The organism is Bordetella sp. FB-8 (assembly GCF_000382185.1).
Classification (GTDB): Bacteria; Pseudomonadota; Gammaproteobacteria; order Burkholderiales; family Burkholderiaceae_B; genus Bordetella.
The window spans coordinates 3,033,917-3,060,362 of record NZ_KB907784.1 but is presented as its reverse complement, the minus strand read 5'-3'; the positions used below and the strand labels follow the sequence as shown (position 1 = coordinate 3,060,362).

Genomic DNA, 26,446 nt, shown 5'->3' with positions numbered 1-26,446 from the left:
GATGCGCCGGCGCTTTCTTTCGATTTGCGCGGCGTCCAGCCTGGCGGCAGGGCTGACGGGCGCCTGCGCCGGTCCGGCGCAGGCGCTGCAGGCACCATGGCCGGCCGGGGACGGCGATGGCCTGTCGCCACGGCAATCGACGCTGTTTCGCGCCTGGTTCACGCTGATCGTCGACCAGCAGATACGGCGCGGACCGACACCGCGCTGGACGCAGCGCGACTGCGCGGGGCTGGTGCGTTTCGCCGCGGACAATGCCTTGCGCGAGCATACCGTCGACTGGCTCAAGGCCAACGGCCTGGCCGGCGCCGGCAATCTGCCGCCGGAGATCGCGCTCGACGCGCGCCAGCGCTCGCTGACCCAGCGCTGGATGCGCGCCGACGGCACGCGCGGCCCCTATGCGTCGGCCATTTCGCTGGTCCAGGACAACAGCCGCTTCGTCTCGCGCGACATCAACCAGGCGCTGCCTGTCGACCTGCTGTTCTATGACCAGGGCGACGACCAGCACCTGATGATCTGGCTCGACCGCTATATCGCCTACCACACCGGCACCACCACCCCGACCGACAACGGGCTGCGCGCGGTCTCCGTTTCTCAGTTGATGCACTGGAAAGACTCACGCTGGCGGCCGATCGACGGCAATCCCAATTTCATCGGTCTATTTCGTCTCGGTTTCCTCGCGCCATGATGATGACAGCTGTCAAGAATTTCGCTGGTCTGCCTATGCTGCGTATCGCGGCCCTGCTGCTCGCCCTGTGCGCCGCGATCACGCCCGCGCACGGCCAGGACGCATCCTCGGACGGTGACGATCAGGACCAGGCGTCCAATCCGACGCTGTCCGCGCCTGATCCCAGCAACTTCGACAGCGTCGTCGTCACTGGCCAGCCCTTTTTCCTGCTGACCGATTCGAGTTTCGGCAGCGGCCAGGTGGCCCAGGTGCGACTGGAGGCCCCCGGCGAATCGCGCGACATGCTGTCCGGCTACGGCGGCGCCGATATCGTGGTCTACAAGGTGCCGCATCCGCTGGCCTTTCTCAAGACGCAGAAGAATCTGCATCGCATCGACATCAGGCCCAACTACCGGGGCGAGGGGCTGTCCAACGCCCTGACCTATCTCTGGAGCCGCTGGGTAATGGACGCGCGGCGCGCCTGGGAACGGGTCTTTTCCTATGAAACGCGCAGCCAGGTCACCAGGGCCAGGCCCGAATTCAAGATGCCCGCCGACGGTTACCCGCCGCCCCGCTACGAGCAGACGTCTCGATTCGCGCCCTTGCCGGGTTACCCCATCGTCGCGCGATTCCGCTATCCCATCTGGGACGCCAAGACCATCAAACCGCCCAAAGGGGTGAAGCTCGAAGGCAGCACCCGCTTCATCGGCCCGCAGGACGGCAAGGTGATGATTCCGGTAGGCAGGCTCCCGCCCGGCCTGTACCTGGTCGAAGCCATCATCGGCGATCACAGCGCGCACACCCTGCTCTTTGTCTCGAACACCGTGGCGGTGGTCAAATCCGCCTCGAACAGCCTGCTGGCCTGGACCGCCCGACGCGACTCCGGCAAGCCGGTGGCCGATGCCGAAATCGACTGGACCGACGGGATGGGAGTCCTGCGCAGCGGCAAGACCGGCGCCGACGGCGCACTGGAACTGACCCACATCGCGCCCCAGCGCAGCTACGTGCTCGGCAAGGACCCCGAAGGCGGGGTATTCATCTCCGAAAATTTCTACTACGACAGCGAGATCTACAACACCAAGCTCTACGCCGTCACTGACCGGCCGCTCTACCGCCCCGGCGACACGGTGCATGTGAAATTCATCGGACGCACCTTCCAGAGCGCCACGCAGTCCACGCCGGCCGCCCCCGCCACGCTCAAACTCGACGTGCTGGACCCTAACGGCTCGACCATCGCCAGCCAGGCGGTCGATTTCACCTCAGCCAGCGGCGCAGACACCCGCTTTACACTACCCTCGCGGGCGACCGGCGGCGGCTATACCCTGCGCTTCGACTACCTGGGCGACACCTATGGCGCGGCTTTCCGCGTGGCCCGATACGTCAAGCCGCACTTCGACGTGAACCTGATGATGGACAGGCCGGACTATGCCACCGGCCAGGCGCTCACGGGCAGGATCTCGCTGCGCTATCCGGACGGCAAGCCGGTCAGGAACGGCAAGGTCTCCATCACCCTGCGCGCGCAGAAGGTCACCATGGTCGGCGGCGAGCTGCAATACGCGGGGCTCTTTCCCATCAAGCTGGACCAGCAGGAACTGCGGACCGACGATCAGGGCAACGTCGCGCTCGACCTGCCCGCAGCCAAGGAGCCGAGCCGCTATGCGCTGACGGTGTTCGCGCAGGACGGCGCGTCGTACCGCGTGCGCGTCACGCGCGAAATCCTCATCGCCCGCGGCGCGACATCCTACCGCCTGGCCGCGGACAAGTCCTTTTCGGCGCCGGATGAAGAGGTGCCTTTCACGCTCACGGCCAATATCAACGGCGCGAACGCGTCGGGCAACCCGCCTGCCTCCTGGGAATGGATACGCCTGGAGTCGCAGACCAAATCCAGCGGCACAGTACCCGCCGTGCGCAAGGGCAAGACAGCCTTCGACGTGAAATTCAGCGAGTCGGGCTCGTACATGCTGTCCGTCAGGGACAAGGCCGGCAACCTGCTGGCTGCGACCAGTCATTGGGTCTCGGGCGCGGGATTGAAGGCCTTGCCCGGCAGCGTCGAGATCGAATTCGACAAGCCGCGCTATCGCGTCGGCGACACCGCCCAGGCCCTGATCACCTTTCCCTATCCGGTGGACGACGCGCTGCTCACGCTGGAGCGCGACAAGGTCGAGGCGCGCGCCCTGCTCTCGATCGGCGCAGACTGGCTTACGCTGCAGCGCATCGCGCCAACGCAATGGAAGGCGCGCATCAAGGTGCAGGAGCCGTTCGCGCCGAACATCACCTTCTCCGTGCTCTACGTGCACGACGGCATATACGCCTTCCAGAACGCGGGCATCGTGGTCGAAAAACCGACCATCGCCCTCACCGTGAAAAGCGACAAACCGGTCTATGCGCCGGGCGACATGGTCACGCTGGATCTGAACGATACATTCAAGGGCAAGCCCTTGCCCGCCCATCTGACCGTCAGCGTGGTGGACGAGATGGTGTACCTGCTGCAGCCCGAGATCGCGCCCAACCTGCCCGAGTTCTTCTATCACGTGCGCCGCAACAATGTGCGCACCACGGCCAGCCTGTCCTTCGTCAGCTACGACCTGGCGACCTCGGCCCTGCGCGGCGCGCCGGGCGGGCCGCAGCGCGGCCAATACAACGAGCGCGGGGTGAAGGTGCTGGAGCGGCCGCGCCGCGACGACATCGACACGGCCGCCTGGCAGCCCGATCTGCTTACCGACGCCAACGGCCACGCGGTGATGAAGTTCCGCATGCCTGACGCCTTGACGCGCTGGCGCATTACCGTGCGCGCCGTGTCCGCCGATGGCGAGGTGGGGCAGCGCACCGCCTACATCCGTTCGGATAAGGCGCTGTATTTGAAATGGTCCGGTCCGACGGACTTTCGCAGCGGCGACCGGCCCGCCGTCGACCTGATCGCCTTCAATCAGGACAGCGCCGACGTGCAGGCCCGATGGACCGCCAAGGGCGCAGGCCTGGACCTGGACCAGGCCGTCACGCTCAAGCCGGGCGCCAACTATCTGCGGCTGCCCCAAGCGACGCTGCAGGCCGGTGCCGTCGACACGGCACTGGCCGTCGGCGGCAGGCAGGTGGATCGCCTGCAGACGCCGATACGGCTCGAGCCCATGGGCTGGCCGCAGGATCATCAATTGCTGGTGCCGCTGGCTGCGGCCTCGGACGCCCTGAGCTTCCCGCAGGCCGACGCGTATGACGTGCATCTGCGTTTTGTCGCCAGCGATGCCAGCCAGTTCGCGCGCGTGGCCGACGATCTGATCGCCTACCCTTACGGTTGTACCGAACAGACCTCCAGCCGGCTGATCCCGCTCGCGCTGGCACACGAAACCCTGCTCAGGACCGACCCCTCGGCGTCGAGTTCGAAGGTGGTCCAAAGCATCGAGACGCGCCTGCGCGACCAGCGGCAGCGGCTCGCCCTGCTGGCGGGCTTTAACGGGACCTTCGGCTGGTGGGGCGACGGCGGCGCCAAGGGCGACGCCTTCCTCACGGCCTATGCCTACTACGCAGACAAACTGGCGGCCGACAGCCTGGGCGTGACGCTGCCGACGTCGAACTGGCAGCGCGCGCTGGACATCTACCGCGATGCCAGCGCGGACGATCCCCTGCTGCAACGGGTGTTGACGCTGTGGCTGCTACAGCAGATGGGCCTGCCCGTGGCCACGCCGCTGACCGGCGTGGCCGAGCAGCTCGCGCGCGCGGGGCAGCCGGCCGCCAAGGCCGGCGATGCGGTGCATGTCCCGGCGGACAATGTGGCCTCGAGCGGCGACAGCCTGATCTTTTCCGCGCCGGATTCCGCGCTGGGGCGCGATGCCGCCATCGTGCTGGCGGCCTGGACGGCCCGTTCGACCAGCGCGGTCCTGCCTGCCGGCTTCAATGAGCTGGCCGCGCGCGCCGGCGCCGGACTGGCGGCCAGCAAACTGCCGCTGGCGCAAAGCCTGTTGCTGATGGTCGGCAGCCCCGCCGCGTCCGGACTCGATGCCGGCGACATCCTCGCCCGCAGCGGCGCTGCGCAGGCCACCATCGATCGCTCCCTCACGCTGCTGTGGCTGCGTGCGGCCATGAAACCGCAGACGGCGGCGCTGTCGCCGGTGCCCACGTCCAGCGGCGGCACATGGACCATGGCGCTGTCGCCGACAGGCGCGGCCGACTGGCGCTGGCAAGGCAAAACCCTGCCGCAGGCCGTCGACGTCGGCAACCCGCAGTCGGGATTCACGGCCTGGGTTTCCTATCGCAGCGCGGCGCCCTCGGCCAGCGAGCTGCCGGTCAGGATCGAGCGCGCGCTCTTCCGCCTGGACCCTATCGCTCCCAAGGCCGATCAGGACAAGGAGGCCACGCGCGGCACCTTCGCCGCCCATCTGGTGGCGCCGGGAGAAGCGCTGGACAGCAACGCGCTCTATGTCGATCAGGTGACGCTGACGCCGCAGGACCGGACCGCGCTGCACTACGGCCTGCTGGAAGTGCCGCTGCCTCCGGGCGGCTCGGTCGAGGCAACCAGCTGGGGCGTCGGCATTGCCGGATTGCCCGGTTCGGACAAGCCCGATCCGCAACCCTTCGAACGCGCGGCGACGTATGAGATGGGCGACCTGAGCTATCACCAGCCCGTGCCGCTGCTCGCCAAACCCATGGTGCTGCGCCAGCTCGTGCGCTTCTCCCTGCCCGGTACCTTCCGGCTGCCACCCGCGCGCTACTTCCGCATGTACCAGCCGCAGGATCAGGCCTACGAGGGCGGCCGCAGCGACCATCTTTCGACGCTGACGGTCCGATAGCGCGGGGCGGACAATGCGCAAACCGTGGACCTCGTGCGCAGTGCCGATCGCCCTGGCGATCGCGCTCGCCGCACCGGCGGCGCGCGCGGCGACGCCCACGCGCTACGCATGGCTGAGCGGCGGCGCTGCGCACCTGTGGACGCTGGACGCGCCCGGGAGCCGCGCCGGCGCGCAGGCGGCCCTGCCCGGCACCCTGCAAACGCCGCTGGGCAGCGTCTGGAAGCTTTTCGTCTACGCTTACCTGGTCGACCGCAATATCGAGGCCCCCGACTACCACTGCGGCGGCAACGACACGCAGGAGGTGTACTGCTGCACCGCGGGCGGCAGCATCGATCGCGATCACGCGCTGATCCAGTCCTGCGGCCTGTTCTTCGATCCGGCGCGCCTGCGTCTGGACCCTGCGGGTTGGCGCAAGTACTGGCAGGCGCGCAAGGCGCCGGCGTGGCTGGCCGACCTGCATGGACTGACACCCGACCGCCGGGTGCCGGTCGCCAGCCTGCTGCAGGCCCTGGCCAGCATCCCTGCGCGCACGCGCGACGCGACCGCAAACACGCTGGTGTCGGTCGTCACCAGCGGCCACGGCGAAGGCGCCGTGGCGTATTACGGCAGCCTGCTACGCGTGAAGACCTGGACCATGCCGACCGCCTCGGGCGGCTACCGGGGCGGCGCGGCCGGCTGGCTGGCCGACGGCACGCCGGTATGGCTGGGCGGCCCGGGCGGCAGCCGCAACGTGCTCATCGACGCCGCGCCGCGCCTGGCGCCGAGGATCGCGCATACGCCGGTTCCCGATGACGGAGCCTGCGTGTCGGTGGATTTCTTCGCCCGCTACCCCATACGCAAGGTGCTGGGGCCGGGGATAAGCGGCGGCAAGGCCACCCCCCCCATGCCGCTGCGAGGCGACTACACCGTCGTGTTCGAGAACGGCCACCGACTGCCGATAGTCAGCCGCGGCGAGCTGTGGCTGGATCCCGGCGAAGAGAGCCGGCCGCGGATCACCGGGCGCTTCGGCCTGAACGACTATGTGGCGCGGGTCGTGCAGCGCGAAGGCGATACCCGTCAGCCCGAAGCGGCCCGCGCGCTGGCCGTCGTGGCCCGCAGCTACCTGGTGCAGCAGGCGGGCCGCAAGCGCGGCTGCTATCTCATCGACGACAGCAGCCGCACGCAGCGTGTCCTGCCGCGACCGCCCAGCGCGGCTGCGCGCGCCGCCGCCGACTTTACGGACGGCCTGGTCCTGGCGGGCGCGCCGGTGCAGTTTCGCCTGGACCAGGCCGCGCCCAACCAGATGAGCTGGCTGGCCGCAAAAAGAGCGGCGCAGCGCGGCGCCACGTTCGACACCATCCTCGCGGCCATCTGGCCCAAGGCGACGCTGACCTCGTTCATGAGCCCGCTGGCGGGCGATTGCCTGTCCGTGGTCGGCGCCGACGACTGGTTGCGCCGCGAAGCGCCTGTCTGGGCGCGGCAATTGGCCGGCCAGGCCGGCTACGAAACCCCGCCCCTGCCAGCCGTCTGCGAAGCGACCACCGGGCGCCCCTATGCGGACGCGGGCCGCAACCGCGTCTACATCTATCGCCTGGACACGGAAGAAGACCGCATCGCGCTCACGCACGAATACCTGCACCTGGCGTTCGAGCATCATCCGCGCGGCGTGGACGAGGCCTTCATCGAACGCACGGCGCGCTGGTTGATGCGCACCGAGAACTGAACCGGCGCCTGCCAACGCCAAGAGGAGCCACGCATGAAAACACTCGCCATGATCCTGTGCCTGGCGGCCGCCTGCGCCGCGAGCTGGGCCCGTGCCGAAACCGTCACCTTCGAGGCGCCGCTGAACGGCTGGCGCAACAGCGCCGGCGACAAGGAACGCTATACGCAGGAGGTCCACTACCCCGCGTCGGTGGTCAATACGCCCGAAGACCAATCCCGCCTGGCCATGATCGCAGGCAGCATCAAGGCCAATCCCAAAAGCAAACCGGCCGTCTCGGTCGGCACGCTGGTGGTCAACGGCATCGCCATGCCGCAGCGCATCGAGGAAGACGGCCGATTCTCACGCCCCTACGCCTTCGATTCGGGCAGCAACGGCGTCGAGCTGATCACGCCGGACGGCACTCACAAGCGCGTCCAGTTCTACGACGCCTACGCGGGCAAGATCAAGCCGCGCCTGCGCGTGGTGCTGGGCTGGGATACCGACAACACCGACCTGGATCTGCACATCATTTCTCCCGACGGCACGCACACCTACTACGGCGAGCGCGTGTCGCCCAACGGCGGTGCGCTCGATGTGGACGTGACCACGGGTTTCGGCCCCGAGATCTACTCGAACCCCTCGCCTGAGGCCGGCACTTACCTCATCTACGTGAATTACTTCGCCAACAACGGCAATAGCGACCAATTCCTGACCATGGCGCAGGTCAATGTCATCACCGACGAGGGCACGCCGGACGAAAAGATCGAGACCTTCACGGTGCCCATGCGCAGGCCGGGCGAAACCGTGCTGGTCAAGCGTTTCGTGATGGGCAATTGAGTCAGATGCCGGACTTGCCGGCTGTCAGGATCAGGCGCAGGCCCAGCGCCGCGATGACGCCGGCCGAGAGGCGATCGATCCAGGCCTTGGCCCGAAGATAAAGGCTGCGCGGACGCTGACTGGAAAAGCACAGGGCGACCACTGTATACCACCCGGCTTCGATCGTGAACACGATGGCAGGCAGGGCGGCATAGCACCAGGCCGGCGGATGCTGCGGCAGCAGCGAAACGAAGACGCTGCCGTAGACGATGGCCGTCTTGGGGTTGCTCAGCTGCGTGGCAAGGCCGACCCAGAAGGCAGGCTTGGCACCCGACCTTTGCGCAGGGATGCCCTGGTCGAAGGCAAAAGGCTGGCGGGCGCCGCGCCATATCTTCACGGCCAGGAAGAGCAGGTAGAGGCCGCCCCCGATCTTCAGGGCCGCATACAGCCAAGCAACCATGGAAAGAACGGTGTAGAGCCCCGCAAGAGCCAGGACGCTGAACACCACGCCGCCCACGCCCATGCCCAGCGCCGTGGCCATGCCGTCGCGCCGGGACGTCCCGACAGCCGTACGGGCGACCAGCACGAAACTGGGGCCCGGACTCATGGCCCCCAGGCACAGGGCGCCGGCGATGCTCAAGACTGCGATCAGTGCGCTCATTGGTTTCTCCCGCGCGTGTTCAAGTGCTGGCTACCGCGACCCGGATCCGCCCTGTTGTGCGGCCCGCATCTGCGCGGCCAACTGCGCATAGCGACCGGCCTCGTCCTTGCGGCCCAGCCCTTCGTAGAGCACCGCCAGATTATGCGCGGCGAGAAAACTGCCCCGCCCCGCGACACTACCCTCCAGATCGGGACACTCGCCGAGGGACAGGCAACGCAGCCAGGCCTGCTCGACCATGGGCAGGGATTCGGACGACGCGGTTTGCGGATGCGCGATGGCCCGGTCCAGGAACAAATTGCCCACGATAAAAAAGAAATCGGGCGAACCGCGCCAGCGCTCCATCATGTCCGCGGCCAGGACGAGCGCATCGTCCAGGCGGCCGGACTTGCCCAGGCAATAGAGCAGGCGCACATGCAGGTCGTGGGCGTACGGCGCGCTCTCGGGACAGGCCGCGCCGGCCTTGAGATAATGGTCGCAGGCTGGCGCCAGCTCTCCGGAAACCTCGCAGTCCTTGCCCAATTGGTAGAGGACGTAGGGATGTTCGGGTTGCGACGCGAGTTCCTGCAGCAGCAAGGCCCGATTGCGTCCGCGCTTGGCCAGCATGGCCTGGGGCTGATAGCCTGAATGGCCAACCACCAACGACAGGCGCTGCCTGGGCAGGTCGGCGACGACCTGCTCATGCACGCGCCCCTGGAAGCGGGCGCCGCGCGGAAGCAGCCGGGTCAGCCAGGAACCGGCCTGCTGCACGAGGCCGCCCTGGGTGAAGTCGCTCCTGACCAGGACGGCGCCCAGCCTGGACCCGGACGCCAGCACCGCCTGGGACAGCGACTCGCCGCCGCTTTCTATCCACTCGTCGGCGTCGAGAAAGAGGCTCCAGTCGGCGTCGGCCAATTCGAGCGCCCGGTTGCGCGCCCAGGAAAAATCGTCGCGCCATGGCTCCTGATGCACCTGGGCGCCGCAGGCTCGCGCGATCTCGACGGTGCCGTCGGTGGAACCGGTGTCGAGCACCACCATCCTGCCGACATGGGGCCTGGCGCTTTCCAGGCAACGGGCGATGCCCTGCGCCTCGTTCCTGGCGATGACGAGCAGCGCAAGATCCACGGAGACCGCCATCGCCTCGCTCCGGTCAGTCCAGCGTGAGCACCGTGGCGCCCGTGGTCTTGCGCGCCGCCAGTTCCGCCTGGGCCTGGCCGGCCTGCGCCAGCGGATAGCGCTGCGAAATGGCGATCTTGATCTTTTTCTTCAGGACCAGATCGAACAGCTCGTCCGACGCGGACTTGAGTTTTTCGGGCGTGTTGACGTGCGTGCCCAGGGTCGGGCGCGTCAGGTACAGGCTGCCTTTCTGGCTGAGTATGCCCACGTTCACGCCCGTGACCGGTCCGGAGGCGTTGCCAAAGCTCACCATCAGCCCGCGCGGCTCGATGCAGTCGAGCGAGGATTCCCAGGTGTCCTTGCCCACCCCGTCGTAGACCACCGGCACTTTCTTGCCCTTGGTCAGCTCCATCACGCGCTCGACGATGTTCTCGCGCGAATAGTCGATGGTCTTCCAGGCACCGTTCTTCATGGCCAGCTCGGCCTTCTCGGGGCTGGATACCGTGCCGATGAGCTTGACGCCCAGGGCCTTGGCCCATTGGCAGGCGATCAGGCCCACGCCGCCGGCGGCCGCATGGAACAGGATGGTCTCGCCGCCCTGCAGACGATAGGTCTGGCGAAACAGGTACTGCACCGTCAAACCCTTGAGCATCATGGCCGCGGCATCGTCGAAACCGATGCCCTTGGGCAGCTTGACCAGCACCGATGCCGGCACGTTGCGCGCCTCGGCGTAGGCGCCCAGCGGACTCTGCGCATAGGCCACGCGGTCGCCCACCTTCAGGTGCCTGACCGCGGAGCCGACGGCTTGAACCACGCCGGCGCCCTCGTTGCCCAGGCCGTGCGGCAAGGGATGCGGATACAGGCCGGTGCGGTAATAGATGTCGATGAAGTTCAGGCCCACGGCATGCTGCCGGACGGTGACCTCGTCGGGCGCGGGCGGCGCCAGTTCGACGTCCACGAGCTTGAGTACTTCGGGGCCGCCATGCTGTTCGATCTGGATTGCCTTGACTGTGCGGGCCATGCGGGTCTCCTTTGCCATATCGGCGCTGCAATTCGTGAGATGATTTTAGCTTTGGCTCGCCGATGATGGCGCGCCGGCACATTTTCCTCCGATCGGCATGGCACGCTCGAATCCCCCTATTGCTTCCTCCCCCATCTCGCATGGCCGCGCCCTTTTGTATGTGCATGTCGTCGCCCTGTGCTTTGGCATCGTCGGCGTAATCGGCCACCTGATCACGGCCGATGCATCGGCCATCACGCTGGGACGCGCGCTGTGCGCAGTGCTGACCCTGATCTGCGTCGGTAGGCTGCAGCGCCGCCCATTGCTGGGTGTGCTCACGCCCGCGCAGCTCTTCGTATTGATCATTACCGGCTGCCTGCTGGCCGCCCACTGGGTGACCTTCTTCCAGGGTGTCAAGACGGGCGGCATTGCCGTGGCCACGCTGGGCTTTGCCAGCTTTCCGGCCTTCACCATTCTGCTCGAGGCTGTGCTGCTGCGAGAGCACACCCGCAAGGCCGAATGGCTGACAGTGGCGCTGGTTACCCTGGGCCTGATCCTGGTGACACCCGCCTTCGACTTCGCCAACCAGGGCACCGAGGGCCTGGGCTGGGGCGTGCTGTCGGGCCTGTGCTTTGCCCTGCTGGCCTTGTGCAACCGCCGCAGCACCGTGCGCATGGACCCGATCCAGGTCGCCTGCTGGCAGAACGTGGTGGTCAGCCTGGTCATGCTGCCCGCAGCCTCTCAGCTGGCCGGCGCCACCGCATGGGACTGGTTCTGGCTGGCCATGCTGGGCGTGTTCTGTACCGGCCTGGCGCATTACCTCTTCATTTCCAGCCTGGTCGGACTCAAGGCCAGCACGGCCGGCACGGTGATCGCGCTCGAGCCGGTCTACGGTATCGCTTTCGCCTGGGCACTGTTCGGTCAGCAGCCTACGCTGCGCATGCTGGCCGGCGGCGGGATCGTGATCGCCGCCATCGTCTGGTCGGGGGTGCGGCGCTCCACGGCGCAACCCCGACCGCGGGAAATAGTAAGCCATAGCAAATAGTGACTTGACAGTATTTGCCTAGGCAATTAAATTGGCGCCCATCATGAGCGCCACCAGTCCATCCAGCAACGATACCCACCTTCATTACCGCGGCGGAAAAAGTTGCGTCGGCAAGGATAATGTCGGGTTCCTGGTCAAACTGGTGAACCTGTCGATGAACCGGGCGCTCGACCAGGAAATGGTCGCACTCGATCTGACCGCCATGCAGTGGCGGCCGATGATCGGCATCTACAACGGCAGGGCCGACACGCCCGCCGAACTGGCCCGCCTGGCCGGCGTCGACACCAGTGCCATGACCCGAACGCTGGACCGCCTGGAGGCCAAGGGCCTGCTGCGCCGGACCCGCAGTCATGAAGATCGTCGCACCATCAAGATCGAGCTGACCGAGACCGGCAAGGAAAAAGGCCAGCAGATTCCGCCCTGCGTGGACAGGGTGCTCAACCAACACCTGCGTGGATTCTCCGTCGAGGAAGTCGCCCAACTGCGCCACATGCTGCGCCGCATGCTTGCAAACGGTTCTTTCGATCTGCCCGAATAACGCGGGCCTTTCGTGCCCGCCAGCAGCGGATCGCAACATCGTTTGTCGAAAAAATAACTGCATAGTCAAATATAGATAGCCATATAAATCGCCCTCGAAGCAGAATCAGCATGAAACGCCTACTCCTTACCACCCTCGCGCTGTCGCTAAGCGGCTGCGCCCTGATGGAACCCTCCGCTCCGCCGGCAGCCCAGCTCGACGGCGCCAAGCTGGGTCTAGCCAAACAATCGGTGACCTGGCCCGACGCGCAATGGTGGCGCCGCTATGGTGACCCTCAATTGGACCAACTGGTCCGGGAAGCCCTGGCCGGCAGTCCCACGATGATCGCCGCCCAAGCCCGCCTGGCCCAAGCCAACGCCTCGGTCGGCCGTGCCCGCGCGCCTCTCATGCCCAGACTGGATGCGGGCTACTCACTCGACCGCACGCGCTTTCCCAACGGCTACATCTACCCGCCCCCCTACGGTGGGAACAATTTCAGCGACAACCGCCTGACGCTCAATTTCAGCTACGAGCTCGATTTCTGGGGCAAGAACCGCGATCTGCTCAAAGCCGCAGTCTCTGAACGCGACGCCGCCGCGGCCGATGCTCAGGCCGCCCGCAACCTGCTCGCGCACTCCGTGGTCCAAAGCTACCTGAACCTGCAGAATGCGCTGGCTCAGCACGATGTGCTGCAGGCGATCGCCAAACAGCGCGAGGCGCTCTACGACCTGACGCAGGGCCGCCAAAAGGCCGGACTGGACACGCAGGTCGAAGTCAAGCAGTCCGAATCCGCGCTCGCCTCGGTAAAGGTGGATCTGACCCAGGAGGACACCACCATCGCCCAGTTGCGCAACCAGATCGCCGCGCTGGTGGGCGCGGGTCCGCAGCGCGGCAAGGCCATTATGCAAGCCAAGTTCACCGCACCCAGCGGCGTGCTGCCCGCTTCCGTGCCACTGGCGCTGCTGGGCCGCCGCCCTGACGTGATTGCCGCGCGCTGGCGCGCCGAGGCCGCGCGCAGCCAGGTCGACGTCGCCAAGACCGCGTTCTATCCGGACGTGAACCTGGTGGCCTTCGCCGGCTATGAGGCCCTGGGGCCGCTGAGCACCATGTTCAGCCAAGGCAAGACTTTCGGCTTCGGGCCGGCCATCACACTGCCCCTATTTCATGGCGGCGAACTGAACGCGCAACTGGCCGGCCGCCGCGCCGAAGCGGACTCGGCAGTGGCCGACTACAACCGCACCGTGCTCGATGCAGTGCGCCAGACGGCCGACGCCATCGACGCGCTGCGCCTGATCCAGCGCGAAAAGCAGGAAGAGCACCAGGCACGCTCCGCCATCGACGACGCCTACCAGCTCGCGGTGCAGCGCTACAAGTCCGGACTGGGCAACTACCTGTCCGTGCTCGTCGCGCAGAACGGCGTGCTGGCCGAAGACCGGCGCGACACCGACCTGCGCATGCGCGCCTACCAACTCGATGCCGACCTGGCCTATGCGTTGGGCGGCGGTTACCGGGGTCCGAGCCAGGCCAAGCCGGCACAGACTGACACCCAGACGAACACTGCGGCAGCCCAGTCCGCCGACAAAACTTCCGACTGAATACCACTCCCCTACCAGACGCCATCATGAGTGCAACGCCAACCCCCCTGCCCAATCCCAAACGTACCCGCCTGCTGGTCACGGCGGCGACCGTCTTCGTCCTGCTCGGCATCGCCTATGCCGCGTGGTGGTTCGTATACGGTTCGCACTTTGAAGACACCGACGACGCCTACGTCCACGGCAATCTGGTGCAGATCACGCCGCAGATTGCCGGCACCGTGATCGCCATCGATACCGACGACACCCGCACGGTCAAGGTCGGCCAACCCCTGGTCCGCATCGATCCGGCCGACGCCGATGTGGCCTTGGCCAAGGCCGAAGCCCAACTGGCGCAAACTGTGCGCCAAGTGCGCACCCGCTATGTGCAGAACGACGCCCTGGCCGCCCAGGTCGAAGTGCGCCAAGCCGAGATCGGCCGCGCCCAGGCCGATCTGGCCCGCGCTCAAAGCGATTTCAAGCGCCGCCAGGCCTTGTCCGGCTCGGGCGGCGTGAGCGGTGAGGAACTGTTGCACGCCGACGTGGCTGTCAAGACTGCGACATCCAACCTGGCGCAGGCCAAGGCTACCCTGACCGCCGCGCAGGCTCAGTTGGCGACCAACCTGGCCCTGACCCACGGCACCACCATCGAGCAGCATCCCGATGTGCGCGTGGCCGCGGCGGCCGTGCGTGCCGCCTGGCTGGCCAAATCGCGTACCGTACTGCCCGCGCCCGTCGACGGCGTGGTTGCGCGCCGCAGCGTGCAGGTGGGCCAGCGCGTGGCCCCCGGCTCGGTGCTGATGAACGTCGTGCCGCTCAACCAGGTCTGGGTCGAAGCCAACTTCAAAGAAGGCCAGCTGCGCAAAATGAAGGTCGGCCAACCCGCGACAATCAAATCCGACCTGTATGGCAGCTCGGTCACCTATCACGGCATCGTAGTCGGCATGGACGCAGGTACCGGCAGCGCCTTTGCTCTGCTTCCGGCGCAGAACGCCACCGGCAACTGGATCAAGGTGGTGCAGCGGGTGCCCGTGCGCGTGGCCATCGACCCGGACGAACTGAAGCAGCATCCGCTGCGCGTGGGCCTATCCTTGGACGTCGAGGTCGACACAGCCGCACCCGGCAACGCCGCCAAGGCCGAAAAGAGTCAGGCCGCCCTGAGCACGCCGGTCTTCGATGAATCGAACACCAAGGCCGACGCGCTGATCAGCAGCATCATCAAGGCCAACCTGCAATAAGGTCTGTAAAGCCATGAGCGACACTCTAGATCACACCCCGGACATGCCAGCCGAACCGCCGGTCGGCAGGCCCCCGGCGCCGAAGGTGTATCCGCCGCTGGAAGGCGGCAAGCGCATCCTGGGCGCGATCGCACTGTCGACGGCCGTGTTCATGAACGTGCTCGACACCTCGATCGCCAACGTATCGATTCCGACGATTTCGGGCAACTTGGGCGTGAGCACCAGCCAGGGCACCTGGGTCATCACCTCTTTCGCGGTAGCCAATGCCATCACCGTCCCGCTGACAGGCTGGCTTACCCAGCGTTTCGGCCAGGTGCGGCTATTCCTGCTCTCGACGCTGCTCTTCGTGTTGGCCTCGTGGCTGTGCGGCTTCTCGCCCACGTTCGGAGCGCTGGTGGCCTTCCGCGTGCTGCAGGGCGCCGTGGCCGGCCCCATGATTCCCCTGTCGCAGACCCTTATGCTGGGCAGCTTCCCCAAGGAAAAATCCGGCATGGCACTGGCTATCTGGGCCATGACCACCCTGGTCGCGCCCGTGGCAGGACCGCTACTAGGGGGATGGATCTCCGACAATTACACTTGGCCCTGGATCTTCTACATCAATGTGCCGGTGGGCCTGATCGCCGCCTGGATCAGCTGGAGCATTTACAAAGACCGGGAATCGGTCACACACAAGCTGCCCATCGACAAGATAGGCCTGGCCTTGCTGGTAGTCTGGGTGGGTTCCCTGCAAATCATGCTGGACAAGGGCAAGGAACTGGGCTGGTTCGGGAGTTCGACCATCGTCGTCCTGGCCATCCTGGTCGTCATCGCCTTCGTGTTCTTCATTATCTGGGAACTCACCGATAACCATCCAGTGGTGGATCTGCGGCTATTCAAGGTCCGCAACTTCACCGTTGGTGCGGCTACGCTGGCCGTAGCCTATGGCGTATTTTTCGGCACGGTCGTGCTGCTGCCGCTGTGGCTGCAGACCTACATGGGTTATACCGCCACCTACGCTGGCGTGGTGACCGCGCCCGTGGGCATCCTGGCCATTATTCTCACGCCCGTGGTCGGCAAACTGCTGACCCGCTTCGATCCGCGCGCCATCGTCACGGTGTCCTTTCTCATCTTCGCGACGGTGTCGTGGATGCGGGCGGGTTTCAATACCGAAACCGACGTGGGCACGCTGATGATTCCCACCATCATCCAGGGCGCGGCCATGGCGGGCTTTTTCGTGCCGCTGACCTCAATCACCCTGTCACAGATCGAACCCTGGCGCATCCCCGCCGCCGCAGGTCTGTCGAACTTCGCGCGCCTGCTGGCGGGAGGCTTCGGCACCTCGATCATCACCACGCTCTGGGACAACCGGGCAACGCTGCATCACGCCCGACTTACAGAAATCGCCAAACCCGGACAGCCGGCCTTCGATCACACCATGGGCGTGCTCAAGCATGACGGATTCAGCCAGGGGCAGTCGCTGGGGATACTCAACAACATCATCAACGTTCAGGCCTTCACCATGTCGGCGGTCGATCTTTTCTTCGGTTCGGCGATAATTTTCCTGCTATTGACGGGTATGGTGTGGTTTTCCAAGAACCGCAAGCAAAGCCAGGGCGGCGGCGCGGCCGAAGCGGCGGCCGGCGCGCACTGAAGTTCAGTAGCCGCGTTCGCGCGTCACGACGCCCGTGATGGTCTCGCCGCGCATGAAGGCCAGGATCTTGGTGCCGATCTGCTCGATCGTCTCGCGCCGCAAGGTGATGGCAGCCACGTGCGGCGTGATTCTGATGCGCGGGTGGGTCCAGAAAGGGTGCCCGTCCGGCAGGGGTTCGACGCGGAACACGTCCAGCATGGCGCCGGCCATGCGTCCGCTGTCGAGCAGCGGCACCAGATCCTCCTCCACCAGGTGGGTGCCTCTCCCAAGATTGATAAGGTGTGAATCCGGCAGCAGCTGCGACAGCGTCTCGCGGCAGAGTATGCCCTCGGTATCCTGCGTCAGGGGCAGCAGATTGACCAGCACGCGCGTGCGGGCCAGGAAGGCCGGCAGCGCGTCGCGCCCGGCAAAGGTGCGCACTCCTTCAAGCCTGCGGCCGCTTCGCGACCAGCCGGCCACCGGATAGTCCAGCCCCACCATCGCGCGCGCCACGCTGGTGCCCAGCACGCCAAGCCCCATAATGCCTATCGGCCATTGCCTGCGGTCGATCTCGGGCAGAGGCTGCCAGCGCCCAGCCTTCTGCAAGACTTCGTATTGTTCGAATTGCCGGCTGGCGCGCACGACGTAATGCGCCACGTATTCGGCCATCTGAGCGGCCATGCCCGCGTCTTCCAGACGCACGATGACTACATCGTCCGGCAGGCTGGGCAGCTTGAGCAGGGCATCCACCCCCGCCCCCAGGTTGAATACGACGCGCAGTTCGCGTTCGCGCTTGAACAGGTCGGCCGGCGGCCGCCACACCACGGCGACGTCGGCATCACAGGCCGGGCCGTCGTCCTGCCATGGGAATACATCCGCGTGCGGAAGCGCCGCGGCCAGCAGCTCGCACCAAGTCGCTTGTTCGACCGCTGAAGTGGACGCGCAAATGATCTTCAAACTGGCACCCTCCCTGATCCGGCGGAATCGGCGGATAAGTGGCCGATGATATACCCGTGCCGAAACAAGTCCAGTCTACCCGCCTGGACCGGTTCCCGGCAGGCTAAAATGGTTACTTTGCCGAATCAGAATCACCTACGAGAAAAATATGGCCGGACACAGTAAATGGGCCAACATCCAGCACCGCAAGGGCCGCCAGGACGCCAAGCGGGGCAAGCTCTGGACCAAGATCATCCGTGAAATCACCGTGGCCGCCCGCGCCGGCGGCGCCGACCCGGACAGCAACCCCCGCCTGCGCATGGCCTGGGACAAGGCGACCGACGCCAACATGCCCAAGGACAACATCCAGCGCGCCATCGCCCGCGGGGCCGGGGGCGCCGATGGCGACAACTACGAGGAAGCCCGCTACGAAGGCTACGGCGTGGGTGGCGCGGCCGTGATCGTCGATTGCACCACCGACAACCGCACCCGCACCGCCGCCGAAGTGCGTCACGCCTTTACCAAGAACGGCGGCAACCTGGGCACGCCCGGCTCGGTCGAGTTCATGTTCAAGCATTGCGGCCAGTTCCTGTTCGCTCCCGGCAATTCCGAGGAAAAAATCATGGAGGCTGCGCTCGATGCCGGCGCTGAAGACGTCGTTTCCGACGACGAGGGCGGCATCGAGGTCATCTGCGCGCCCGGCAGCTACCCTGCCGTCAGGCAGGCCCTGGCCGCCGCGGGCCTGAAGGCCGAAGTCGACGGCGTCGTCATGAAGGCGCTCAATGAAACCGAGCTCACCGGCGACGACGCCCTCAAAATGCAAAAGCTGCTCGACGTCCTGGAAGACCTGGACGACGTGCAAGACGTCTATACCAACGTCGTATTCGACGAGGCTCAATGAAAGTTCTGGTTATCGGCTCGGGCGGCCGTGAACATGCCCTGGCTTGGCGCCTTTCCCAATCCTCCCGCGTGCAGCGGGTCTACGTTGCCCCCGGCAACGGCGGCACTGCGCTCGACTCGCTGCTGGATACCGTTCCCTACGGCTCGCTCGAGGAGCTGGCCGATTTCGCCCAGCGCGAGGATATCGGTATCACCGTGGTCGGCCCCGAGGCGCCCCTGGCGGCCGGCGTGGTCGATCTTTTCCGCTCACGCGGCCTGAAAATCTTCGGTCCCACCAAGGCGGCCGCACAGCTGGAAAGCTCGAAGGACTACGCCAAGGCCTTCATGATGCGCCACAAAATTCCGACGGCGCGCTACCAGACCTTCACCGACCCGATCCAGGCTCACGCCTATATCGACCAGGAAGGCGCCCCGATCGTCATCAAGGCCGACGGCCTGGCGGCCGGCAAGGGCGTGGTCGTGGCCATGACGCTGGACGATGCCCACGCCGCGGTCGACGCCATGCTGGGCGACGGGTCATTGGGCGCGGCGGGCGCGCGCGTGGTCATCGAGGAATTCCTCACCGGCGAAGAAGCCAGTTTTATCGTCATGAGCGACGGCCGCAACGTGCTGGCCCTGGCCACCAGCCAAGACCACAAGCGCTTGCGGGACGGCGACGCCGGTCCCAATACGGGTGGCATGGGTGCCTATTCGCCCGCGCCCATCGTCACCCCCGAGCTGCACCACCGCATCCTCAAGGAAGTCATCCTGCCCACCGTCAACGGCATGGCGGCCGACGGCATCGTCTACACCGGCTTCCTGTACGCCGGCCTGATGATAGGCCCGGGCGAGGATGCCACCCGTGCGCTCAAGACGCTGGAATTCAACTGCCGCATGGGAGACCCGGAAACCCAGCCTATCATGATGCGCGTCAAGAGCGACCTGCTCGATGCCATCGAGCACGCCCTCAGCGGCACGCTCGACAAGGCCGACATCGTGTGGGACCGCCGCACGGCGCTGGGCGTGGTCATGGCCGCGCACAACTATCCGGGCACTCCGCGTTCGGGCGACGCCATCACCGGTCTGCCCGCCGCGGCCGAGGACTGCATGGTCTTTCACGCCGGCACCAAACTGGAGAACGGTGTGGTCAGAACGTGCGGCGGCCGCGTGCTATGCGTCACCGCCCTGGGAGACTCGGTGCGCATGGCACAGGACCGCGTGTACAAGACCGTGTCGGCCATCATGTTCGACGGCGCCCAGTACCGCCGCGACATCGGCTGGCGCGCGCTCAAGCCTTCGCAGCAACGCAAATGAGCGCCAAACCCAGCTCCTTGGACACAGCGCCCGTGCGCAGCTACCTGGTGGACTTGCAGTCCCGCATCGTCGCCGCACTGGAAAAAGCCGACGGCGATGCCTTCCGCGCCGACGACTGGCAACGCCCCGAAGGCGGCGCAGGCAGGTCGCGCCTGATCGAAGGCGGCCAGCTCTTCGAGCGCGGCGCGGTACTGTTCTCTCACGTCAGCGGCACGCGCCTGCCTCCCTCGGCTAGCGCCCATCGGCCCGAGCTGGCTGGCCGCGCCTGGGAGGCGATGGGCGTGTCCATGGTGCTGCATCCGCGTAACCCCTACGTGCCCACCACACACATGAACGTGCGCATGTTTCACGCGCTCGCGCGGCCGGAGCACGACGAGAGCGACGCGTTCTGGTTCGGCGGAGGGTTGGATCTCACACCCTACTACGCGTACGAGGACGACGCCCGCCATTTCCACGGCGTTTGCCGCGACGCACTCTCGCCCTTCGGCGCCGACTACTACCCGCGTTACAAGCGCTGGTGCGACGAGTACTTCTTCCTCAAGCACCGCAACGAGGCGCGCGGCATAGGCGGGGTCTTCTACGACGACCTCTGCGAACCCGGCTTCGACACCTCATTCGCCTTGACCCGCGCGGTGGGCGACTGCTTCCTGGACGCCTACCTGCCCATCGTCGAACGGCGATGTAAAACGCCCTATGGCCAGCGCGAGCGCGACTTTCAGGGCTACCGGCGCGGCCGCTATGTCGAATTCAACCTGGTCTACGACCGGGGAACGCTCTTCGGCCTGCAGTCGGGCGGCCGCACCGAGTCCATCCTGTTGTCCATGCCGCCGGTGGCCAACTGGCGCTACGACTGGCAGCCTGAGCCGGATACGCCCGAAGCCCGCCTGCACGGTTTTCTCGCGCCGCGGGACTGGGTATAAGCGCAAGCATGGCTAAACGCATCGGCCTGCTGGGCGGCAGCTTCGACCCCGTTCACCAAGCACACACCGCCCTGGCCCTGACAGCCCTGCAGACCCTCGGACTCGACGAAGTCCAGCTGATTCCGGCCGCCGTCCCTTGGCAGCGCGACAATCTGAAGGCTGCGCCCGAGCATCGTCTGCGCATGCTGGAGATTGTCGCGGCCAAACACCCCGGTCTGACAACCAACCCCATCGAGATCGAACGCGGCGGCGCCACCTACACGGTGGAAACGCTGCGCGCCATGCCCGCCGGGCCGCATTACATCTGGCTGCTGGGCGCCGACCAACTGACCAATTTCTGCACCTGGCGCGAATGGCGGGAAATCGCCGACCGCGTCATCCTGGCCGTCGCAGTGCGCCCCGGCACGCCCCTGCGCGCGCCCGACGAGCTGGCGGCCTGGCTCGCCGAGCGCCACCGCCTCTTGGAACAGCTACCCTTCCAGCCCCTGGATGTCTCCGCCTCCGACATCCGCGTCCGGCTGGCAACCGGCGCCTCGACGCTAGGCCTGCTTGATCCCGACGTGGCCGCTTATATCGCCACGCACCAACTCTACACCTAGACCGGACCGAACCATGGACATACAAAAACTACAACGCGCCGTCATCGACGCCCTTGAGGACGTCAAGGCGCAGGACATCAAAGTCTTCAACACCACCCATCTCACCAGCCTGTTCGACCGCGTCGTCCTGGCCAGCGCCACCTCCAACCGCCAGACGCGGGCGCTCGCGTCCAGCGTCGCCAACTGTGGCCGCGAGCTCAAGCTCACCGGCATCACGATCGAAGGCGAGGCCACCGGTGAATGGGTCGTCGTCGACCTGGGGGACATCGTTGTCCACGTCATGCAGCCCGCCATCCGCCAGTACTACAACCTGGAAGAGATCTGGGGTGACAAGCCAGTGCGCGTGAAGCTGCTGCCGGAATCGACCCGTCCTGGGATGGGGGGGTTGGTTCAGAGCGATAGCGATCCGAGCTCTTAATCCGTTCAAGCAAACTCATGCCACCTCGTCAATAGGAAGTCGGTCGCATGGCGCAGGTGCGGCGGGCACGCGGCCCGCCATTTTTACTCGTGCGATGGCCCAGACCTCGCCCAGGGGCCAATTCAGCCGACCAGGCCGCGTGCCCGCCGCACTGCGCCACGCGACCGACGTTTTAAGAACCCTGCGATCACCTGCACAGAAAGCCCATGAAGCTCATCATCCTCGCCGTGGGCAACCGCATGCCCGAATGGGTGCAGACCGCCTGGGACGACTACGCCAAACGCCTTCCGGCCGACTGCGCCCTGGAATTGCGCGAAATCAAACCCGAACCTCGCACCTCGGGGAAAACCCCCGCCCAGATGATGACCGCCGAAGCCCGGCGGATCGAAGCCGCCCTGCCCGCCAACGCCCTGCGGCTCGCGCTGGACGAACGGGGCCGGGATCTCACCACCATGGCGCTGTCCAAACAACTGGAACAATGGCGCTCGGACGGCCGCGACGTGGCCTTTCTCGTAGGCGGCCCCGACGGCCTTGACGCTGCGCTGAAAACCTCGTGCGACGGCATGCTGCGCCTGTCCTCGCTGACGCTGCCGCATCCCATGGTGCGCGTGCTCCTGGCCGAACAGCTCTACCGCGCCTGGGCCATCATGACCCATCACCCCTATCATCGAGCATGAATCCCCCCGCCCCCCGCCTCTATCTAGCCTCGGCCAGCCCACGCCGTCGGGAGCTGCTGCTGCAGATCGGCCTGATGCATCAAGTCCTGCATACACCGGCTCCTGCGGGCGAAGACGAACCGCAACTGCCCGGCGAAAGTCCCGCCGACTACGTGCTGCGCACCGCCCGCGAAAAAGCCCAACGCGGCCAAGCATGGATGATGCGCCAGTCGCTTGACGTCCTGCCGGTGCTCGCGGCCGACACCACCGTCATTCTCGATGGCGCCGTACTGGGCAAACCGGTCGACCGAGCCGACGCCCTGCGCATACTGCGGTCCCTGTCGGGCACCACGCACGAAGTCCGCACCGCCGTCGCCCTGGCCACGCCCGGACACCTGTTCGAAGCGGTCTGCGTCACCCAGGTCGCCCTGCGTGCCACGACCGCCTTGGAGCGGGAACGCTACTGCGACAGCGGAGAACCCTATGGCAAGGCTGGCGCCTACGGTATCCAGGGCGTGGCCGGTATTTTCATCGAGCGCATCACGGGCAGCTACAGCGGGGTGATGGGCCTGCCTTTGTACGAGACAGCCCAATTGCTTGCCCGGGGCGGCATCGATCTGCCATAAGGTGCCGGGTCGGTCGATTTGTAATAACCTCAACGCTATGGAGCAATTCCGGCCCAACCCGCAAGCATCGCCGCCGCCTGCGCAGCCCAGCTTGCCAGCAAACGGCGCCGCACCGCGCTGGCGCCAGTCGCTTCTGGGCAAGACAGTGCTGTTCCTGCTGGGCGCCGTAATGCTGGCCTACGGTATAGGCGCGAGCATCGGTTTCATCGTGGTCGAGCGCATTTCGCGCGACCAATGGTGGAACCAGGCCACCATCGACACCCAGATCTCCACCACCGCCATACGTGGCATCTACACCTTCGTCACGGTGCAGAACGATCCGAGCGGGCGGGTCACCCGCATCGTTTCGGATACGCCACTGGGCGACGAAGACTCCATCCTGCAAACGGGATTCAGCCCTGTCGACGTCCTGGCGCTGGCGTCGGCGCAAACCCTGAACAATGTATGGCTGCTCCACTACCAGCCGGACAAGACCCCGGGCTATACCCTGGTCAGCGCCGACGCAGGTTCGTCGGAATTCGACAGGAAGCAGGTTTCGTCCAAACTACAGAACCTCAGAGAACCCTACACTGGATTTGCCCGCATCAACGGCCATGAATACTTCGTCAACGCCATTCCCATCGCAACGCGGCTGGGCAAGCAGACTGGCGCCCTGATTTCGAGTATCGGCACGCGAGAGCAGCTCTACCGCACGCGCAACACCCTCATCCACAATGCCTTGCTGGTGCTGCTGATCGTGCTGCTGGCTGCCACATTGGCTATTATCTGGCTCCTGCGTCGCCTGTTCGGCCCCGTACCGACGCTGATCCGCTCGCTCATCGGCATGGCGCAGGGCGATATCCAGACCGTCACGCCGCACCAGGGCAGGCCGGATGAAATCGGCCAGCTCGCCGACGCCATCGAGACGCTGCGCAAAGCTGCAGTCGAACGCGAGCAGTTGCTGTCCATCAGGGAAACCGCCGTACGACTGGAACACATGGCGCATCACGACGCGCTGACGGGCCTGCCCAACCGCGCCTTTCTCAACCGCGTGCTGACGCGCATGATCGCAGCGCTGCCCTCGGGCGACCGCTTCAACCTGATGCTGTTCGACCTGGATCGTTTCAAGCCGGTCAACGACAGCCATGGCCACGCCGCGGGCGACGCGCTGCTCGTAGCCGTCGGCGATCGCCTGAATCTGCTGCTCGGCTCCGAAGATCTTGCTGTAAGGCTGGGCGGCGATGAGTTCGTCGTGGTGCAGACCGTCATGCGCGACGCGAAGCAGGAAGCCAGCAAGCTGGCCGAGCGCATCCTCGAAGCGCTACAGCGCCCCTTCCTGATCAACGGCGTGGCGCTGACTATCGGCACGAGCATAGGCGTCGCGCTGGCCCCCGACGACGGCGACACTGCCCACGATCTGCTCAAGCACGCCGATGCGGCGCTGTACGCAGCCAAGAACGCCGGACGCGGCCGCTATCTCTTCCATGAGCCTCGCGCACCCGGCGAAGGGTGGATCGGCACCTCCACGCATTGAGTCCATCATGTCCAGCGCGATCATGCACATCGTACGCACCCTGCCCCTGAGGCCTCGCGCCGGCCTGTCTTGCTTGCGGCGCTGGCTGGTCCTAGCATGCGCTGCCGCGCTGTGGGCCGCGCCGACTTTGCCGGCGTGGGCGGCGGACACCCTGGCCAAGATCGCCCGCACGCACCGCATCGTCATCGGCTACCGCCACAGCGGGCCACCGTTTTCTTTCTCGGTCAACGGCCAGGTCATGGGCTATACCATCGACATCTGCAAGGAAATAGTCAAGGACATGGCCAAGCGACGCGATCTAGGTCATGTCGAGATCGATTACAAAGCGGTCGACACGGCGACCCGTTTCATCCTGGTCAACAACGGCAGCATCGACATGGAATGCGCCACGACCACCAATACCCCCGCGCGCCGCAAGCAGGCCGAGTTTTCCTACCCTTACTTCTTCACGACGACGAATTTCGTCACCAAAAAGAACGCCGCGATCAACACCATTGCCGATCTGGCCGGACACACGGTCGCGGCCACCTCGGGCACGAGCGACCTGGATCAGCTCAACAGCGTCAACAAAGCGCGCGATTTGCATATTCTCGTGGCGCTGCGCCGCACACACGGCGCGGCTTTCCGCATGGTCGAAACCGGCCAGGCCTCGGCCTTCGTCATGGACCACAGCATCCTGGCCGGCCTGGTCGCCAGTTCCAGCGATCCCGACGACTACGTCATCTCGCAGGAGACGTTCAGCGCGCCCGAACCTTACGGCATAGTCATGCCGGCCGGCGACATCGCCTTCAAGAGCGCAGTCGATCAGGCATTGAGCAGGCTGTTCGCCGGCCATGAAATCGACCGCCTTTACAAGAAGTGGTTCATACAGCCGATTCCGCCCTATGGCCGCAGCCTGAATCTTCCCATGTCTTCCACACTGCGCGACTGGATCGCCGCGCCGCACGAGTACCTGAACTGACTGGAAGCCACACCATGCGCCCGCCTGCGTTTAGAAAATGCCATTACCTGGGCCTGATGGCCGCGCTGTTGGCCTGCGGCACGGCCCTGGCCCAGCCCGCCCTCTCCACCCTGGATCGCATACGCCGCACGCAGGTGCTGCGCATCGGCTACGACGGCCACGAACCGCCGTTCGACTATATCGACGCAAACGGCAAGGTGACGGGCTATTCGATCGAATTGTGCAATCGGCTGGCCGATGTCTTGCGCGCCCAACTCGCCCTGCCCAAGCTCACGGTTCAATACGACCAACTTTCCTACGGCGACCGCATCGACGAGGTCAAAAATGGCGCAGTCGACATCGAGTGCGGCACCAGCACGATCACTGCGCAACGGCTCGCCACTGTGGCCTTCGCCCCCAGCCATTTCATTACCCAGTCGCGCTATGCATCGCTGGCGGCCGATTCGCTGCGAACGATCGAGGACCTGCATGGCAAGAGCGTGGCCGCCGTAAGAGGCACAAGCAACGTGAGCGACATCGCCCGGCTCAATCGCCAGAACCGGCTCAACCTGTCCATCTTCATCGTCTCGACCAATCAGGCGGCATTCGATCTGCTCACACAGGGCAGGGTCAGCGCCTTTCCCATGGACGACGTGCTACTGCGCATGATGATCGACGCCTCGGGGCAGCCGGAACGCTATGCAATTTCCCGCGACACACTGGCGCCGCCCCTGCGCTATGGATTCATGATCCGCCGCGGTGATCCGACGTTCGCCCATGCCGTCGACGCGGCCATGCGCCGGATCTACGCCGGCCCGGACATGCAGGCCATCTACGACCGCTGGTTCGATACTCCGCTACCCGGCCTGGGCGTCGATTTGCACTTGCCCATGAACCCGGCCATGCGCTTCCTGTTTTCGGAAGCGAAGTCGGGGACGCAATAACTGCAAAAAAGCGCAAAGAATGCGCC

General features: G+C 65.8%; 23 protein-coding genes. 19 read left to right on the top strand and 4 right to left on the bottom strand.

What is annotated here, in order from left to right; translation table 11 throughout:
- Position 1 precedes the first annotated feature (1 nt).
- From H143_RS0114600 to H143_RS0114585, 4 genes are read left to right on the top strand one after another with little or no spacing between them, the layout of a single operon-like run.
- Entirely contained in the window at positions 2-685 is a 684-nt protein-coding gene (locus H143_RS0114600) for a DUF1175 domain-containing protein (protein ID WP_019938997.1), read from the top strand.
- Complete coding sequence (locus H143_RS0114595; RefSeq protein WP_019938996.1) at positions 685-5,445, top strand: alpha-2-macroglobulin; 4,761 nt, start codon at positions 685-687, stop codon at positions 5,443-5,445. The genes H143_RS0114600 and H143_RS0114595 overlap by 1 nt, the downstream gene beginning before the upstream one ends.
- A gap of 13 nt (positions 5,446-5,458) precedes the next feature.
- On the top strand, positions 5,459-7,147 hold the full coding sequence (locus H143_RS0114590) for a DUF2300 domain-containing protein (protein WP_026350079.1): 1,689 nt from the start codon (positions 5,459-5,461) through the stop codon (positions 7,145-7,147).
- 33 nt (positions 7,148-7,180) lie between these two features.
- On the top strand, positions 7,181-7,963 hold the full coding sequence (locus H143_RS0114585) for a YfaP family protein (protein ID WP_026350078.1): 783 nt from the start codon (positions 7,181-7,183) through the stop codon (positions 7,961-7,963).
- Position 7,964: 1 nt separating this feature from the next.
- Here the strand turns inward: H143_RS0114585 and H143_RS0114580 are convergent, their stop codons facing one another.
- Genes H143_RS0114580 through H143_RS0114570 form a run of 3 tightly spaced genes read right to left on the bottom strand, consistent with a single transcriptional unit; the run spans position 7,965 to position 10,716 of the window.
- Positions 7,965-8,603 (bottom strand): LysE family translocator, encoded by a 639-nt coding sequence (locus H143_RS0114580; RefSeq protein WP_019938993.1) that lies wholly within the window; start codon positions 8,601-8,603, stop codon positions 7,965-7,967.
- A gap of 30 nt (positions 8,604-8,633) precedes the next feature.
- Positions 8,634-9,716 carry a glycosyltransferase family 2 protein gene (locus H143_RS0114575; RefSeq protein WP_019938992.1) on the bottom strand — a complete coding sequence of 361 codons (1,083 nt, stop codon included), beginning with the start codon at positions 9,714-9,716 and terminating at the stop codon, positions 8,634-8,636.
- Between the two features lie 13 nt (positions 9,717-9,729).
- On the bottom strand, positions 9,730-10,716 hold the full coding sequence (locus tag H143_RS0114570) for a quinone oxidoreductase (protein ID WP_019938991.1): 987 nt from the start codon (positions 10,714-10,716) through the stop codon (positions 9,730-9,732).
- 133 nt (positions 10,717-10,849) lie between these two features.
- On the opposite strand from H143_RS0114570, the gene H143_RS20800 reads away from it, so the two are divergent.
- From H143_RS20800 to H143_RS0114545, 5 genes are all read left to right on the top strand, one after another.
- The gene (locus tag H143_RS20800) at positions 10,850-11,740 is read left to right on the top strand and encodes a DMT family transporter (protein ID WP_033366688.1); all 891 of its coding nucleotides are present in this window, start codon (positions 10,850-10,852) and stop codon (positions 11,738-11,740) included.
- Between the two features lie 43 nt (positions 11,741-11,783).
- Positions 11,784-12,278, top strand: a complete 495-nt coding sequence (locus H143_RS0114560) for a MarR family winged helix-turn-helix transcriptional regulator (protein WP_026350077.1) — start codon at positions 11,784-11,786, stop codon at positions 12,276-12,278.
- Positions 12,279-12,388: 110 nt separating this feature from the next.
- Positions 12,389-13,852, top strand: coding sequence for an efflux transporter outer membrane subunit (locus H143_RS0114555; RefSeq protein ID WP_019938988.1), 1,464 nt, complete (start codon positions 12,389-12,391; stop codon positions 13,850-13,852).
- A gap of 26 nt (positions 13,853-13,878) precedes the next feature.
- Positions 13,879-15,066: an HlyD family efflux transporter periplasmic adaptor subunit gene (locus tag H143_RS0114550; RefSeq protein WP_019938987.1), complete on the top strand. Its 1,188-nt coding sequence runs from the start codon at positions 13,879-13,881 to the stop codon at positions 15,064-15,066.
- Between the two features lie 43 nt (positions 15,067-15,109).
- Positions 15,110-16,696, top strand: a complete 1,587-nt coding sequence (locus H143_RS0114545; RefSeq protein ID WP_019938986.1) for a DHA2 family efflux MFS transporter permease subunit — start codon at positions 15,110-15,112, stop codon at positions 16,694-16,696.
- 3 nt (positions 16,697-16,699) lie between these two features.
- Here the strand turns inward: H143_RS0114545 and H143_RS0114540 are convergent, their stop codons facing one another.
- Positions 16,700-17,632, bottom strand: a complete 933-nt coding sequence (locus H143_RS0114540) for a glyoxylate/hydroxypyruvate reductase A (protein WP_019938985.1) — start codon at positions 17,630-17,632, stop codon at positions 16,700-16,702.
- Between the two features lie 148 nt (positions 17,633-17,780).
- On the opposite strand from H143_RS0114540, the gene H143_RS0114535 reads away from it, so the two are divergent.
- From H143_RS0114535 to H143_RS20790, 10 genes are all read left to right on the top strand, one after another.
- A complete protein-coding gene (locus tag H143_RS0114535) occupies positions 17,781-18,512 on the top strand; it encodes a YebC/PmpR family DNA-binding transcriptional regulator (protein ID WP_019938984.1) in 732 nt (243 codons plus the stop codon).
- Positions 18,509-19,804, top strand: coding sequence for a phosphoribosylamine--glycine ligase (gene purD / locus H143_RS0114530; protein ID WP_019938983.1), 1,296 nt, complete (start codon positions 18,509-18,511; stop codon positions 19,802-19,804). The genes H143_RS0114535 and purD overlap by 4 nt, the downstream gene beginning before the upstream one ends.
- A complete protein-coding gene (gene hemF, locus H143_RS0114525) occupies positions 19,801-20,724 on the top strand; it encodes an oxygen-dependent coproporphyrinogen oxidase (protein ID WP_019938982.1) in 924 nt (307 codons plus the stop codon). The genes purD and hemF overlap by 4 nt, the downstream gene beginning before the upstream one ends.
- 8 nt (positions 20,725-20,732) lie before the next feature.
- Entirely contained in the window at positions 20,733-21,323 is a 591-nt protein-coding gene (gene nadD, locus H143_RS0114520; protein WP_019938981.1) for a nicotinate (nicotinamide) nucleotide adenylyltransferase, read from the top strand.
- A 13-nt stretch (positions 21,324-21,336) separates the two neighbouring features.
- Positions 21,337-21,741: a ribosome silencing factor gene (rsfS, locus tag H143_RS0114515; protein ID WP_019938980.1), complete on the top strand. Its 405-nt coding sequence runs from the start codon at positions 21,337-21,339 to the stop codon at positions 21,739-21,741.
- Positions 21,742-21,947: 206 nt separating this feature from the next.
- Positions 21,948-22,418 (top strand): 23S rRNA (pseudouridine(1915)-N(3))-methyltransferase RlmH, encoded by a 471-nt coding sequence (gene rlmH, locus H143_RS0114510; protein WP_019938979.1) that lies wholly within the window; start codon positions 21,948-21,950, stop codon positions 22,416-22,418.
- Positions 22,415-23,023 carry a nucleoside triphosphate pyrophosphatase gene (locus H143_RS0114505; RefSeq protein WP_019938978.1) on the top strand — a complete coding sequence of 203 codons (609 nt, stop codon included), beginning with the start codon at positions 22,415-22,417 and terminating at the stop codon, positions 23,021-23,023. Before rlmH ends, H143_RS0114505 begins: the two co-directional genes overlap by 4 nt.
- A gap of 91 nt (positions 23,024-23,114) precedes the next feature.
- A complete protein-coding gene (locus H143_RS20795; protein WP_231378509.1) occupies positions 23,115-24,536 on the top strand; it encodes a GGDEF domain-containing protein in 1,422 nt (473 codons plus the stop codon).
- A gap of 7 nt (positions 24,537-24,543) precedes the next feature.
- Positions 24,544-25,497: an amino acid ABC transporter substrate-binding protein gene (locus tag H143_RS0114495; RefSeq protein WP_019938976.1), complete on the top strand. Its 954-nt coding sequence runs from the start codon at positions 24,544-24,546 to the stop codon at positions 25,495-25,497.
- Between the two features lie 14 nt (positions 25,498-25,511).
- The gene (locus H143_RS20790) at positions 25,512-26,420 is read left to right on the top strand and encodes an amino acid ABC transporter substrate-binding protein (RefSeq protein ID WP_081627059.1); all 909 of its coding nucleotides are present in this window, start codon (positions 25,512-25,514) and stop codon (positions 26,418-26,420) included.
- The last annotated feature ends 26 nt before the right edge of the window (positions 26,421-26,446 follow it).

What these genes read in the sequence shown, in the direction of transcription:
- H143_RS0114600 (WP_019938997.1), top strand. Translation starts at nt 2, where the DNA reads ATGCGCCGGCGCTTTCTTTCGATTTGCGCGGCGTCCAGCCTGGCGGCA.
- H143_RS0114595 (WP_019938996.1), top strand. Translation starts at nt 685, where the DNA reads ATGATGACAGCTGTCAAGAATTTCGCTGGTCTGCCTATGCTGCGTATC.
- H143_RS0114590 (WP_026350079.1), top strand. Translation starts at nt 5,459, where the DNA reads ATGCGCAAACCGTGGACCTCGTGCGCAGTGCCGATCGCCCTGGCGATC.
- H143_RS0114585 (WP_026350078.1), top strand. Translation starts at nt 7,181, where the DNA reads ATGAAAACACTCGCCATGATCCTGTGCCTGGCGGCCGCCTGCGCCGCG.
- H143_RS0114580 (WP_019938993.1), bottom strand. Translation starts at nt 8,603, where the DNA reads ATGAGCGCACTGATCGCAGTCTTGAGCATCGCCGGCGCCCTGTGCCTG.
- H143_RS0114575 (WP_019938992.1), bottom strand. Translation starts at nt 9,716, where the DNA reads ATGGCGGTCTCCGTGGATCTTGCGCTGCTCGTCATCGCCAGGAACGAG.
- H143_RS0114570 (WP_019938991.1), bottom strand. Translation starts at nt 10,716, where the DNA reads ATGGCCCGCACAGTCAAGGCAATCCAGATCGAACAGCATGGCGGCCCC.
- H143_RS0114560 (WP_026350077.1), top strand. Translation starts at nt 11,784, where the DNA reads ATGAGCGCCACCAGTCCATCCAGCAACGATACCCACCTTCATTACCGC.
- H143_RS0114555 (WP_019938988.1), top strand. Translation starts at nt 12,389, where the DNA reads ATGAAACGCCTACTCCTTACCACCCTCGCGCTGTCGCTAAGCGGCTGC.
- H143_RS0114550 (WP_019938987.1), top strand. Translation starts at nt 13,879, where the DNA reads ATGAGTGCAACGCCAACCCCCCTGCCCAATCCCAAACGTACCCGCCTG.
- H143_RS0114545 (WP_019938986.1), top strand. Translation starts at nt 15,110, where the DNA reads ATGCCAGCCGAACCGCCGGTCGGCAGGCCCCCGGCGCCGAAGGTGTAT.
- H143_RS0114535 (WP_019938984.1), top strand. Translation starts at nt 17,781, where the DNA reads ATGGCCGGACACAGTAAATGGGCCAACATCCAGCACCGCAAGGGCCGC.
- purD (WP_019938983.1), top strand. Translation starts at nt 18,509, where the DNA reads ATGAAAGTTCTGGTTATCGGCTCGGGCGGCCGTGAACATGCCCTGGCT.
- hemF (WP_019938982.1), top strand. Translation starts at nt 19,801, where the DNA reads ATGAGCGCCAAACCCAGCTCCTTGGACACAGCGCCCGTGCGCAGCTAC.
- nadD (WP_019938981.1), top strand. Translation starts at nt 20,733, where the DNA reads ATGGCTAAACGCATCGGCCTGCTGGGCGGCAGCTTCGACCCCGTTCAC.
- rsfS (WP_019938980.1), top strand. Translation starts at nt 21,337, where the DNA reads ATGGACATACAAAAACTACAACGCGCCGTCATCGACGCCCTTGAGGAC.
- rlmH (WP_019938979.1), top strand. Translation starts at nt 21,948, where the DNA reads ATGAAGCTCATCATCCTCGCCGTGGGCAACCGCATGCCCGAATGGGTG.
- H143_RS0114505 (WP_019938978.1), top strand. Translation starts at nt 22,415, where the DNA reads ATGAATCCCCCCGCCCCCCGCCTCTATCTAGCCTCGGCCAGCCCACGC.
- H143_RS0114495 (WP_019938976.1), top strand. Translation starts at nt 24,544, where the DNA reads ATGTCCAGCGCGATCATGCACATCGTACGCACCCTGCCCCTGAGGCCT.
- H143_RS20790 (WP_081627059.1), top strand. Translation starts at nt 25,512, where the DNA reads ATGCGCCCGCCTGCGTTTAGAAAATGCCATTACCTGGGCCTGATGGCC.